The sequence below is a fragment of the Flagellimonas sp. L-11 genome (assembly GCF_056857735.1).
Map to the genome: position 1 here is coordinate 1 of NZ_JBSXNR010000010.1, position 13351 is coordinate 13351.

Here is a 13351-nt window from a genome sequence, read left to right on the forward strand (position 1 = left end):
CTTTCCCGTGAAGTCTATAAAGAGCTTGTCGCCGGCCTTGTGCTCCATGTGCATTACCGGAGAGGTCTCCTTGCGCCATTCGGCGTACCAATACTTGAACTGTGAGAGCTTGAAGCCATCGGGGTGCTTGGCATAATATTCCTCCCACAACAATTGCCTGGTCACCCCGGTCTTGCGGAGCTCTTTGTCAAAATAGGGGAAGTACTGCCGTAAGGTCAGCAACCGTTGGCTCTTGCGCTTTTGACCGTCCTTGAAAAGGTTGTGGAGTTCCTCCAGGGTCATCTTCTCCACTTCGTAGGCCGTAAAACGGTACCGCCTGAAGAACTCGATGTACTTCCTGACCGTGACACGGGATATGCCCAATTGTTGGCTTATCCTCCGTTTGCTAGTGCCGGAGGTGTAAAGTTTGTAAATCAGTTTTGTTTTTCGCATGTCTATCTGCTTGTTCGCCATGGTGCTTTTTAACAAAAAAAGCACTTAGACTTTTTACAGATAGATCGAATCTAAAAGTGGTCCACTTTGGCCCGGCGAGGGTGGGTCACTTTCGTCCGGCCAGCTATGGTCACTTTAACCCGGCGAGGGTGGTATACTATGTCCGGCGTTTCCAGCTTTTACAGCTATTTCAATTTTATATTCTTTCATTTTTTGAGCATTAACATTAATAAAGAAGGCACTAGCAAATAGGACTAATAAAACTTTCATAATAAATATTTTGTAATTTGGTTAACTTTATCTAATTTTTGATTTACTTCTTTTTAAGAAACATCCTTACACTATCATTTTATTACTTAAAAAAACCCATAAATATTATTAGTCCTCTGCTTTATATTTTTTCAATTAACTCATTTATTCTTTCTTCAGGGTAAATCGCGAACCAAAAAATTAAACCTTCATATTTTGATATTAACCAATTGCATCCATTGAAGCATTTTGAGACTCTTCCTTTCTAAATGCTTCTTCTAAAATGGATTTTAGCTTTTTGTATATTTCCCTAACTTCTTTTTTGAATTTAGGATAGAAAAACCTAAATAGATTTAACAAATCACCTAATGTATTTCAATACACTCAAACCCCATTTTATTTATTTCCTCAATTAAAAAGTTATTCATGATTGAATAATAAATTGATATTTGTTTTTTCATAGCCACTTTTCTTAAATCTTTCATTGAACCTCGTGTAAATTCGCAAAAGACAGGTAATTAAATTCTAAAAACTATATCTAAACCTCAAGTAAACACTGTTTCCTAAATTAGAAAACTGTTCTTCTTGTTTACCATAATATAACTGACCTGTGACATCAAAGTCCCAGTTTTGTGATATGCTATAGGTAAATTGTGGCATAAAAAAAACCATATCAATATCAGCAGCATATATAGAAGCTATTGAACCTGCTATTGCTGGTGTAAATGTTTTAGAAGCTTGACCAAAAAAGGACCATTTATTTGGCATCAGGTGTTTTACGTCAATAGATTCACTGTATAATTGAGAAGTATCATAAGCATTTGTGTTACTTATACCATCACTATTATATAATGTAGAAACATTTAAGGAAATATCATTTTTGAAATAATAATCAAACGAAATGGAACCTACAAAAGCATTGTCTTCGATGGAATTGCCATAGGGCATAAAATAACTTAATTCTCCTTTGAAACCCATATCTTTTATAACACCTTCCCAGCCTAACCCCAAGGTGTAATTTTCCAAATATTTGGCGACTATCATTTGAAAATCATATTGAAATTTGTTGAAATTATACTTTATAGCCACTGTATTATTTTTCCATTCATCTGTATAATTAATAGCAATTTCTAAACTGGAATTTCCAGAAGTGAAATATTTTGCTCTTAAGGCATCTGTCCCTGGTCGCTCTTCGTAATCAAAATCAAAAAAGCTGTAAGCATTAAAAAGGTCATTTGGATTCCAAACCAAATTCTTACCCCAATTTATACGCTGACGACCTAAAACCAACTGCCATTTGTTTGAATGATAATCTACATACAACCGGTCAATATTTGAAAGCATAATAAGTGCTGGCCGATTTATCAATAAAGCAGTCATATCTATATCTTGGTTTGAATTTTCAACCATTGACGCATAGTCTGGAATTGATTTGACTGAAGTGCCCCAAAATATCCTATTACGTAATTCGATTGCTAGCGTAAGATTATCATTGGCATACATCTTAAAGTTCAATCTATTATGAATTAGATTGTCATTTCCTATACTATCCAAGGAAGTAAAACTAGAAGTGTTTAAATACTTTACATAACCCGAAAAGTCTACATGTTCAGAACCCCAATTTTGCTTTTCCTGTGCCGTCATATTGATTATTGATGCAATAACCAAAATATAGAATACTATGTGCTTTGTTAACTTCAACTTAATTACTTGGTATCCTTAATTATTTTACCATCTTCCAATGTTACTATACGATGTGCCCTATCAATAACGCGTTGATCATGCGTTGAAAAAACAAATGTTATTCCTTCTTTTTCATTGAGTTGCTCCATAATGTCAAGAAGATCTGATGTGGATTTTGAATCTAGATTAGCAGTAGGTTCGTCAGCTAATACAAATTTAGGTTTAGAAGCCAATGCTCTGGCCACTGCAATGCGCTGTTGTTGACCACCACTCATTTCATTGGGGCGTTTTGATGCTTGACTATCCAAACCAACCGATTTTAACAGGGCTTCAACTCTATTATCAATTTCTTTCTTTGACTTATGCTGCAAAAGCATAATGAAACCTACATTTTCCTTGGCATTAAGGACTGGGATTAAATTATAGGCCTGAAATACAAAACCAATATTTTGTAATCTGAAATTGATAAGTTCGTTTTCCTTCATTCCAATGATATCTGTTTTATCGACAAGCACTTCTCCTGAATTAGGCTTGTCAAGGCCACCAATAATATTGAGCATGGTACTTTTTCCGGACCCCGAAGGACCAACAATAGCAGTGAACTCTCCCTTTTCTACAGCCAAGGATACTCCGTTAAGAGCCCTTACTTCATTGCCTTTACCCTCATTATAAACCTTTATTAGGTTTTCTGTTTTTATAACATTCATTTTTGTTGAGTTTTAAATTTTTATCAAATAGCTTTCACGGCTTCTGCTGGATTTAATTTTAAAGCTCTTCTTGCTGGTATAATGGCTGCAATCAAAGCTACAGAAAGTGTCATTAGTGTAATATCTACATACATGGCAAATGGCAGTTTGGTAAATACTCTTGCACCCATACCTAAACTTTCCAGTCCTTTGGCCACAGCCGATAAATTGATGCCATTCCTACCAAAATATTCAATCGTCCATATTGACAACAATACACCTAGAAGCGCCGCTATAAAAGCCAAGAAAAGTGTTTCCAAAATAATCATGGTAAAGACTTTTCGTTTATCCATACCAACAGATAGCAACATCCCTATTTCTCGTTTTCGTTCCAGAACCGCCATGAGCATGGTATTAACAATACCAAAAGCCAAGGCTAATAAGATAATACCCATAAAAATGTAAATAAAGTTGCTCATGGTTTCTTGGGCATAGCCCAATTCTGGTGAAAGTTGATCCCAACTTTCTACGGAATTGTTTGTTTTGATTTGGCTCTTTACAGTTTCAGTTTCAGTAATGTTATCACACAAGATGGCTATTTCATGGTATTTGCCACTTAAACTAACCAGTGGTGCTAAATCATCATACTTCACAAATACATTTTCCTCATCAAACGAACTGTTTATAGTTTTAAAAATTCCTTCAACCCTAAAACCAGTTGAAACGGTATTATTATTGGAATCTTGAAAGTTGAGTACCACCTTGGAATTGACTTTAACACCTAATTTATTGGCTAGTTTTTCCCCAATGATAATTGGATTTCTTTTTAGTTTGTACAAATAGGTTCCTTGTACCAGTTTTTCTGAAATATCTGTGACATTTTTTTCTTCATCAGGGAATATCCCCATAATCTTCACGCCATAATTACCATGGGCTGTAGATGCCATTCCTTGTAATACCAACCGTTTCGCATAAGCCGTTACATTATTCATGGTGTCTATCTCTTTTAAAAGAGTATTACTTCCTATGATAGTATCTTTTTTATCAAAATTTTCCTGAAAACCAGCATTGTGAATTTGGATGTGGGACAAATTTGTATTTATAAAACTACTCAAACGCTGATCGTTCATACCGGAGACCATGGCCATGATAAACAACCCAGACCAGATGCCTAAAACTACCGAAGCAATGACAATACTGCTTCGTAGTTTATTACGCCAAACGTTTCTCCAAGCAATCATTAATAATGTTTTCATTTTGTTACTTTAAAAAGTTAACCTCTCATAGCATGCAGAGGATTCAGTTTTTTAATAATTAAGATAGGATATAGAGATACCAACAAGGCTATTATGAAAATTAGTGAAGCATGCACCAAGGGCAGGTCAGGTTGTATGTAAAATGGAATTTCTGCAGTAAACCCGAAGTTCTCCATCATTTCGGCTTGTGTACCAGGTAGTACCAAAGGGTCGTAGTGTTTCCACAACATGATTGGATACGCAAGAAGAACACCCATAATTACTCCCAACAATGATAGTATAATGGTTTCTATAAACACCATAAACATTAACTTGCCTTTTTTCATCCCAATAGAGACGAGCACACCAAATTCATATTTTCTTTCTTGTGTCATCATTAGTACGGTGCCAAAAATTCCAAAGATGAGAATCATGTACAGGATAGCTATCATCAACAATCCACCAACACTATCTGCTAAAATGGTTTGTTGCAATTCAGGCATCATTTGTTGCCAGTTCATTACTTCATAGTTACTGTCCAACTTGCTTGAGATTGCTTTTTGCAACGACTTAAGTTGGACATTGTCATTTTTATCTACCACAAGACTTGTAACAATGCCAGATGCACTAAAAAGATTTTGGGCATCTTCCAAGGACATCATAGCCGTAACTTTATTCAAGGCAGGGTTTTTCAAGTCTATAATTCCAGAAATATGAAATTTATCAGCAGCCAACATTCCATGGTATCCCTGTCCTACAAAAACCAAAGTATCATTGGTTTCTACTTTAAAATAAGAGGCTACTCCTTTTCCTATAATAATATCCTTTGGGTTTTGAGGAAGGAAACCTGTTATCAATTTTGAATTTATATCCTGTAATTTTTGTTCCTTCTTAAAATCAACCCCATTGAGACTAATTACTTTAGTAAGGTCGCCAAAGGACAATAAACCATAATTTTCCAATCTTGGTAAAATCGTTTCAACACCTTCTGTGTTTGACAATTGATTAATTAAGTTACTAGTTACAATTATTGAATTATCTATTGATCGATTATCCCAATATCCTTTATGATGTAGCTGTATATATCCTGTATATGAACCTACCACATTGTCTATCATACCCTTATAAGTACCCAACTGCATAGAACGCATGATTAAGGAAAGGAATATTGCTATGAGTATAGAGGCTACAGTAATTAGACTCCTTTTTTTATTACGCCAAATGTTTCTCCAGGCAATTTTTAGAATCATTGTTTACTAATTAATAATTAATGGATGCGTTTCATGTAATTGGTGGTAAAGTATTCATCAGGTATATCGATACCAAACTTCCACTGACTATAACTAATTACCGTAGATTGTCCCGGTTTATCGACCGGCACAACAGTTAGTTTTGAAGGAAGTAACTTGCCTTCAAATGTTTTTACGTCCGATCCTATCATTTGGTTGACCAAAAACATATCTTCATCATAAAAATCTGTCTGCATCTGCATGTATTCTTTTTCATCAATCCAAATGATTATTTTTCCCCAAACAACAGCGGCATTAGGCTTTGGGGTCAACTCTATTTTCCAGCAGGTGTAACCTTCCTTTTCTTCTTCACCAATAATTTTTTTATCATAATCTGTCACCAATGAGGATTGTTTTACCAAATCGTCAGTTGTTAAATCGGTGCCCATCCAATTCTGCAACATCATTGAAGGCGGAAACTTTACTGTTCTTTCAATTGTTGGCAGGTAATTCCAAACCTCTTTTTCTCGCATGAGGAAAACAGTGCCCCTTTCTTTTGCTGGACTGGTTATTACTGAAACTGAATAATCTGAACCTTTTGACCAACCTTTCATTTTCATTTCTTTGGACCACTTTGGTCTATTGATATTGATGGTGATCTCTGAATAGGACGATTTTCCCCTAAATTTATCATCAGCATTTTTAACAATCTCATCAGCATTTTGACTAAAAGAGAAGTTAGAAACAACCATTAACAATAATAGTAACTTGTATTTCATAGCTAATTTTTTTTAGAATTTATATAACCTTTTATAATGTTTTCTTTAATCGTGTTTAAAGGATATGATTCACCAAAAATCATATATTGAATACCAATGCCATCCATTAACGCCCCTAGTTTGACAGCTTCATTTTCAGGATCATGATGTCCTATCATGGTAAAAAGTTCTTGCAATTGTTTGGTGAGTTCTTCATATACGGATGAAATTGTTTTATGAACTGATGGTATAGACCCTACGTGTATGGCCAAAGACACAATAAGACTCCAAAGTTCTTTTTTTTCTTCAAGTAACTTAAAGTACCCTTCAACTACTGCTATAAATATTTCTTCAGGGCTTAAATTTTTTAAATCATCTTCTGACAGGTTTAATTCTGATGCTTCTTTTAAAGCAAAATCAACAGCCTCATTTAACAATCGCTCTTTATTATCAAAATAGTTGTAAAGAGATCCTTTTGATATGTTCAATTCATTGGCAATGTCACTTATTGAAGTATTGAAATACCCCTTGGTTGCAAATAGCCGTAGTGCCCCTCGTATGATTTTTTCCTTCTTTTCTTTTTTATGGGCTTCTAATTGTTTTTCAGTTCTTGGACTCATATTTTAAAATGAACGATTGGTCAAAATTAAAAAATTAATCCAAAGAAAAAAAATAAAAGAATTGTTTTTAGATTAAGTTTATAACTTATTATTTTACTATGTTTTGAGTCTCTCTATAAACTCTCTCAAAATTCAATCTTAAATCTTCAGTTGAAAATAGATTTGCTTTTTTAGGAAATAGCTTTTGAATTGGTTGCAGTTTGAAATGAAGTTTCTTATCCTTCCCATCCGCAAAAGTGATAAATTCCCCTTGTTTCAATCTAAAGAAAGCGTCTGCCCTCCGTTTGGATACCTCTCTTTCGCCTTTGGTGATTCGACTCTCAAAACTCAACCCACTGCTTTTACTTATGCTTTTGGTCGGCGTTTTGATAATTTCAAAAAATCGTTCATAATATTTTGCAGTATCCGGGTCATTGACCTTACCAAAGAATTGATAAGATAGGTTGCTCAAAATGGCCTTACTCGCTTTTTCACCATAGAGCATATCGTTCTGGATCTTATCCTGCATTACATAAATGGTAGCAATATCATAGCTTCGAAGTGTAGCCGGAATACGGTGCATATTGAGCAACTTTATAGTAGGTGCTTCTTCCATCATCAAAAATGAGGATTTCTGCCCCCTGATGCTCATTTGTTTAATTACTGTATGAATGATTGCGGCAATAATAGGCGAATATGCGGATTCATATTTAGGGTGGTTCACTATGGAAAGTACCGCAGGATTTTTTTCATTATTGACATTAAGAGGCACTTCATCTTTTGACAGTGCCATGAACAGTTTTTGTGAACTGATTTTTTTAAAGGCATTGGCCAGAGTGCTTTTTACTCCGGCGGTCTGTTTTTCCGATTCGATACCATTTAAAAAAGCACTTGCCATACTTTGGGAAGTCAAATCCGATTTCAGGAAGGCAACCAGTTTTTTGGTGCTGAGCGATTGGAACAGAGCGATGATGTGGGGCAGGGTGCAAAATTGGGGATAGCTCGTTTTTAACTTCCATATCATTCCACCCAACAAGCCTTCCACAGCATCATTGAAAAATTTAGAAGTACTGTTTGTACTTGACTCATCTAATCCCAGAAGATTTTCAATCAAGACTTTTGAAACTTCATGCACGCTTTCCTCATTAGGTAAATATCTCGGTGCTATGGGATTCACCCGATAGTGGATCTGGTCAAAAGCAATGGTGTAGAATTTCACCCCATTCTCCTTAAATAAAGGATAGGCTATTTCCGTCAATTCAAAATCTTTATAGTCATGAAGAATACCGCAAAATTGATGTTTGCTAAAATGCTGCAATAAATTATAGATAACGCTTTCTGTTTTACCACTACCTGCAGAACCTATAATAGACACACCTCTTTTGATGTTGTCTATTTTAAACTTCCCATATTTCAATTTAAAATGTACCTGATACTTTTTATCCATTGGTTTTTTCCATTCTGCAAAGAACAAACCATAGAGTACAGTTCCAGCAAACAAAATAGGTACAACGATATACAGGGCGATATGTTCCCATTGCCAGTTCATATCCCGATGGAGCCTGATTCAATAGCCTTGCCGATTCCCTTTTTCAGTTGGTTGATGGCCTTTATGGTGAGCTGGAGCTTGTTCGTAGGGATACTCAACAATGTGGTGTTCACCCCGGATTTTTGAAGTAGTTTAAAAGCTACGGCCTTTTCGTTGGTCGGTAATTTGGTTATCATAGAAAAATATAGTTTGGGGTCTTTTAAAAAGGTCTTACGGGCGGTATAGGTCTCCACATAATTGCGCCGATATTTGAACAAGGTATCAAATGTCTTTTCCGAATTTTTAAAAAAAGTGTCCCTATCAAAGCCCCGTTTTACGGACTTGCCGTGCATTTCCACTTCGGAGGCTTTGTGCTTGCTCCCCGGGGAAAGACCATGCCGGTTAGAGGCATCTCTACGGCTGACGATGATATGTACATGGCTCTGTGGTCCTGGTTTGGCCATTCCCCGAACGATACGTTTGCCGTTCAATCGGTGTGGGGCCTTTGCCTCCAGTTTTTGGATTTCTTTGTTCAGTTTACGGATATTGCCCGATTGTTGTCCGGCCTCGATGCCACGTATCTCTTTCCTTAATTCCAATATCCGTGTGGCATAGGGTTGGTTTTCCCGGATTTCCTTGTCTGTTCCCTTGAACGTGCGTTGCCGTTCTACCTTGGCATAGTATTTAATATCATCCACATTGATTGGCCTTCCGTCTATTTCCCTGTTAAAAGCTTTGGCGTACTCCTTCATGGCTTCCCGTGTATAGTTTTTGAGCGCTTCGGGGGAATCCTGTATGGCTTTCAGTTCTCTGGCACTTGGGTTCAGGGTGATGGAATAGAACTTGGGCTCGGTCTTTTTGAGCTTGGCCGTATTCCCGTCTATTTCCCTGATGACCTCTTCCGTGGATATTTCTTCCCCAAATTGATTGAAGAAGTGTTTCATTTCTTCTACGGTCTTGCCCTCGTTTTCCTTTTCCAGATAGGAAACGAAGTCTGCTGAACTTTGGGCATAGTTGCCATCAGTTTTTTGTGCCGTGATGGTAATGTACATCCTATAATTCTTTTTTGAGTTTTTCAAATTCATCCTTGCCCATATCCAGCTTAAAATGCCCTTTGCCAAATGTTCCTTTTACATAGGTCATTTGTTCCATTACATTCTGAACACGGTTTTTATACTGCCCGAGTTCTTGCCGCATTTCCACATAGCGGTTTTGGTAATGCTCCAGTTCCCTGTCCCTGCTAAAAGGTTCCGGCGTTCCGAAATCAAAGCTTTCTTCCTTTTCTTGGTCTTCCACTTGTGACATTTCCTGGAACAGGGTATTCAACATGACCTTGGTGGGCAGGGTCTGTTGCTTTTCGATGTTCTTCAGGATGGCAATCACGGCATTGATACGTTTGTTGGTACGATTATTTCGGATTCCTAGGTCATCGTTTGGAGAAAGGTCGTTCCGTTCAAAAAAGTCCATCACGATCTCTAGGGTACGGGTATGGGAATCCGACACCAGACGGGAAAATGTCCGAAAGCGCACGGCCGTTTTCTTTTTGATGCTGATGGCCGAAAAGCGATATTTTTGATAGGTATCTCCCATTTTTACTAGATAATCGAGATTTAAGTATTCGAGATTTGTCCTGTCTCCGAATTATTTTCCTTTAAATTCTTTACGGGTTCATCCCAGTGGTTTTTTACAGTAAAAAATTCCCTGTTTTCGGGCGATCTGGCCGCATTTACTGTAAAAGGCCTTGCTAATCAAATACTTGTATGTTTTTAAGATATTGATTAACAATGCTTTATGAGCAAACAAATAATTATAACACCGCTATGCGTGTTACCCTCTTGCTTCTCCAAATTTCGTCCCGCAGGGACCAAAATTTTCCGAACAACTTGACTAAAAAGTCAGTTGCCTTTTATGTTACATTTCTATGGATTTGGTCATTCAAGGAAAGTCAAATCACCCTGTAATCGGGATTGGTAACGACCAAAAAAATGTTGTTGTTTAACGCTTTAAAGATACGATTTTCAACTTGTTGGACATGAAAAAAGCCCATCATAATAAATGGGCTTATTTGGTTCAATTTGATAGGTCAGATTTTAAAAATATACCTGTAATTGTATAGATTTCGTATCGCTTCTTCCTCCAACAGGGCTTGGTAATTAGCAAAGTGTTCCCTGGCGTAGTTCCTTAATTGTTTCCCAAAACGCTTTTCGATGTCTTTTTTTGACATCGATAACAATTGTTGTTGGGTTTCGTCATCGAGGTTGTTATAATTTAAATGAATCAAGGCTTCAATATTTAAAGTTTACAACAATCCGTTATCGGCAAAACTGTAATACTCCCCATTGGGCGTGATAATCAAATGGTCGAGTACCCTCACGTCAAAAAGTTGCGCTGCCTGTTTAATTTTATTGGTCAGCCTTTTGTCCGCTTCACTGGGTTTGGTCTTATAACTTGGGTGGTTGTGTGCAAGTAAAATCCCAACGGAAAGGGTTTTTAGTACTATGGCGAACAGGATGCGCACATCTACCAAAGTACCTGTAATGCCCCCTGTCGATAATGGATAGATCCCTTTGACCTTGTTGGAGTTGTTCAACAATAGGATTTTAAAGGTTTCCTGTAACCCTATGGTATTTTTGTCCCAATTCTCATAAAGCAATTTTGCTGCATGCTCTGAACTTTTGATAGGCTCAGATTTCAATGTCCCGATTTTCTCTCGGTAACTTATCTGTATTTCGTTAACTTTGTTTCTCATTGTTATTCTGATTAAGATTGATAATGAAAAGAGGGTGCTACTTTCCACGGGAACACCCTCTTTATTTTTGTTTTACTTGTTGCCCATCAATAGGATTTCATCGGCTACCACTTCGGTAACATAGCGTTGGTTGCCATCGTCCATAGTGTAGGTTCGGGTCTTTAATTTGCCCACGATGCCAATTTCCTTGCCTTTTTCGGCATATTTTTCGATGATGTCGGCAACCCTGCCCCAAGCGACAACGGTGTGCCAATTGGTATCGGTCTGTTTTTCTCCCTTGCTGTTTTTGTAATTCTCATTGGTCGCCAATGACAAACGGGCGACTTTTTTACCGCTTTCAAGGTTCGTAACGGTCGGTTCCTGTCCAACGTTTCCAATCAACTGTACGTGGTTTTTAATACTGCTCATAATTAAATATTTAAAAGATTAATAAATCCCCTTTGGATTTCATTTCAATTGAATTTTAAGGGGTGTTTGTTTGATTTCTTGCGTGCATGGCACCAATGGATAAAGTGGGTTTTGTCAAGACTTTTAGGGAACAAATCAGGAGTGTCTGCGACGTAGCAAAACCCTTGGGTTTTCAAGGAAGTAGAAACCTTATTTTTCACTAAAACTTTGTACAGTCTTGACAAGTTCCACAAGAGTATTAGCAATTCTTTCAAAGCCGTCCACAAGGGAGCGTACAGGTAGTTAAGCGAGTGAAGGGGACGGGGTTTGGAATAGAATTGGTTATACTGTGCCCGTTTTTCGACGCCCCGAAAAACGACAAAGGCTTTATCCATTATAAACCCCTTAAAATGTACAAGGCGGAGCTAGGTTTTTAAGGATTATCGAGCAAAGGCCCAAGTAGGTTTTGCCGATAATCCTGTGAAGAAAACCGAAGCTTTGACTTTCCGATTAAAACCTGTTGGTATGAATAAAAAGAAAAGCCCACTCTTTCGAGCAGGCTTTCACATTTAATGAACTTTTAAGATTAAAGCTCGAATTGTACAATCTCCTGTTCAATTTCCGCCTTGCGCTGTTCCAAAGTGGACTGTAAGTGCGTAGTGACCAACTTTATCAGATTGGAGTTGGTGGTCTTGAACTCCAAGTGTCTGGAATCCCGGATATGGAACGAACTCGAACCATCTTGGTTGTAATTGAACTTGGTCAGCTCGTTCAAGGTTTCTGTCAACCGTTCACGTTGCGTGGCCAATCCTCGAAGTTTTTCAAACTTTTGGATGCGGTCATCCAAGTTGATAACGGGCTTTTCAGCCGTTACTTTCTTCTCCGGTACAACAGTTTTTCCGATAGCTTCTTCGGTGAGTTTCTTTTGAACCTCTTTTTTAACGGTTGCAGTCTGTCTTTTTGCTACTCCGTTCGACTTTGTTTTTGTTTCCATGATAATGAAATTTTAGATTAAACAATATTTGAGAACTGCCCAAACGGAAGACAAAATTTTGGAGCGGAAAGGAAACGGAATCGTTACTTAGCCGATAGAAATAATATTGTTGGAACAGATAGAGTTCTAACCTTAAATCAACAGTTCCACTTACTGCATTAGCTTTAGAAACGGAATAGAGGGAATCTAATGTTTATATTAAGTACGGTAAGTTATTTGAGCCTAAGCCAGAGAGTATTAAGGGCATAACCCACTAACGATTTAAGCCGCTCAAAGGGAACATTAAAAAGACTTTTAATGAGAATATATGGAATCGACCTCTCCAAAGATAAATTTGACGTAAGCTATGTTCTTGCAGGTGAAGAGAAAAAGAGGGTTGTCAGAAATGACTTTAAAGGTATCTGCAGCTTTTTGAAACAAGTGGAAGATAGTTGCATCCTGGTAGCTGAACATACTGGAAGCTATGGTGACCTGTTGGTTCATCTCTGTTACCAGTTCCAAATTAAAATAGCATTGGTCCCTGGCTACAACATAAAGCACAGCTTGGGATTGCAACGGGGAAAGAGCGATTCAAAGGACGCATACCGTATCAGGAAATATGGTGAGAGGTTTGTGGAAGAATTACGCTTTATGGAACCAAGGTCGGAATCGGTCAAAGAACTTAAGGAACTTTACAGTTTGCGGGAACAGTTGTCAAAGAGCAGGACATCACTTTTGTTGGGACAGAAAACAAGAAAGCACAGTCCTTCCCAGAGCATTGTGGCCCATAGAAGCTATCAGAGAGCGATAGCCAATCTGGAAAATGAAATTGATGCCATCGAA

Annotated in this window: 15 protein-coding genes and 1 pseudogene; 1 reads left to right on the plus strand and 15 read right to left on the minus strand. The window is 37.5% G+C overall.

What is annotated here, in order from left to right:
* The 15 genes and pseudogenes from AC13CC_RS00250 to AC13CC_RS00320 form a co-directional block, all read right to left on the minus strand.
* Positions 1 to 453: pseudogene (locus tag AC13CC_RS00250) on the minus strand (IS21 family transposase); the annotation flags it as partial.
* Between the two features lie 114 nt (positions 454 to 567).
* Positions 568 to 702, minus strand: coding sequence for a hypothetical protein (locus AC13CC_RS00255; RefSeq protein WP_482877140.1), 135 nt, complete (start codon positions 700 to 702; stop codon positions 568 to 570).
* Positions 703 to 1206: 504 nt separating this feature from the next.
* Positions 1207 to 2325, minus strand: a complete 1119-nt coding sequence (locus AC13CC_RS00260; protein WP_225604088.1) for a transporter — start codon at positions 2323 to 2325, stop codon at positions 1207 to 1209.
* Positions 2326 to 2387: 62 nt separating this feature from the next.
* Positions 2388 to 3071 (minus strand): ABC transporter ATP-binding protein, encoded by a 684-nt coding sequence (locus tag AC13CC_RS00265; RefSeq protein WP_482877143.1) that lies wholly within the window; start codon positions 3069 to 3071, stop codon positions 2388 to 2390.
* Positions 3072 to 3094: 23 nt separating this feature from the next.
* Complete coding sequence (locus AC13CC_RS00270; RefSeq protein ID WP_482877145.1) at positions 3095 to 4306, minus strand: ABC transporter permease; 1212 nt, start codon at positions 4304 to 4306, stop codon at positions 3095 to 3097.
* Positions 4307 to 4323: 17 nt separating this feature from the next.
* On the minus strand, positions 4324 to 5535 hold the full coding sequence (locus AC13CC_RS00275; RefSeq protein ID WP_094998141.1) for an ABC transporter permease: 1212 nt from the start codon (positions 5533 to 5535) through the stop codon (positions 4324 to 4326).
* Positions 5536 to 5552: 17 nt separating this feature from the next.
* Positions 5553 to 6293 (minus strand): outer membrane lipoprotein-sorting protein, encoded by a 741-nt coding sequence (locus AC13CC_RS00280; RefSeq protein ID WP_482877147.1) that lies wholly within the window; start codon positions 6291 to 6293, stop codon positions 5553 to 5555.
* A gap of 2 nt (positions 6294 to 6295) precedes the next feature.
* Complete coding sequence (locus AC13CC_RS00285; protein WP_482877149.1) at positions 6296 to 6892, minus strand: TetR/AcrR family transcriptional regulator; 597 nt, start codon at positions 6890 to 6892, stop codon at positions 6296 to 6298.
* Between the two features lie 88 nt (positions 6893 to 6980).
* The gene (locus AC13CC_RS00290; RefSeq protein ID WP_094998144.1) at positions 6981 to 8420 is read right to left on the minus strand and encodes a type IV secretory system conjugative DNA transfer family protein; all 1440 of its coding nucleotides are present in this window, start codon (positions 8418 to 8420) and stop codon (positions 6981 to 6983) included.
* On the minus strand, positions 8417 to 9451 hold the full coding sequence (gene mobB, locus AC13CC_RS00295; RefSeq protein WP_094999274.1) for a MobB family relaxase: 1035 nt from the start codon (positions 9449 to 9451) through the stop codon (positions 8417 to 8419). Before mobB ends, AC13CC_RS00290 begins: the two co-directional genes overlap by 4 nt.
* Position 9452: 1 nt before the next feature.
* The gene (locus AC13CC_RS00300; RefSeq protein ID WP_094998145.1) at positions 9453 to 9989 is read right to left on the minus strand and encodes a BfmA/BtgA family mobilization protein; all 537 of its coding nucleotides are present in this window, start codon (positions 9987 to 9989) and stop codon (positions 9453 to 9455) included.
* Positions 9990 to 10482: 493 nt separating this feature from the next.
* Positions 10483 to 10623, minus strand: a complete 141-nt coding sequence (locus tag AC13CC_RS00305) for a hypothetical protein (RefSeq protein ID WP_313781125.1) — start codon at positions 10621 to 10623, stop codon at positions 10483 to 10485.
* A gap of 75 nt (positions 10624 to 10698) precedes the next feature.
* The gene (locus AC13CC_RS00310; protein ID WP_292968556.1) at positions 10699 to 11148 is read right to left on the minus strand and encodes a JAB domain-containing protein; all 450 of its coding nucleotides are present in this window, start codon (positions 11146 to 11148) and stop codon (positions 10699 to 10701) included.
* Positions 11149 to 11220: 72 nt separating this feature from the next.
* On the minus strand, positions 11221 to 11556 hold the full coding sequence (locus AC13CC_RS00315) for a single-stranded DNA-binding protein (RefSeq protein ID WP_292968555.1): 336 nt from the start codon (positions 11554 to 11556) through the stop codon (positions 11221 to 11223).
* A gap of 565 nt (positions 11557 to 12121) precedes the next feature.
* Complete coding sequence (locus AC13CC_RS00320; protein WP_292968554.1) at positions 12122 to 12529, minus strand: hypothetical protein; 408 nt, start codon at positions 12527 to 12529, stop codon at positions 12122 to 12124.
* 297 nt (positions 12530 to 12826) lie between these two features.
* On the opposite strand from AC13CC_RS00320, the gene AC13CC_RS00325 reads away from it, so the two are divergent.
* Positions 12827 to 13351, plus strand: a 525-nt coding sequence (locus tag AC13CC_RS00325; RefSeq protein WP_482877153.1) for an IS110 family transposase, incomplete at its 3' end; no start/stop codon positions are given.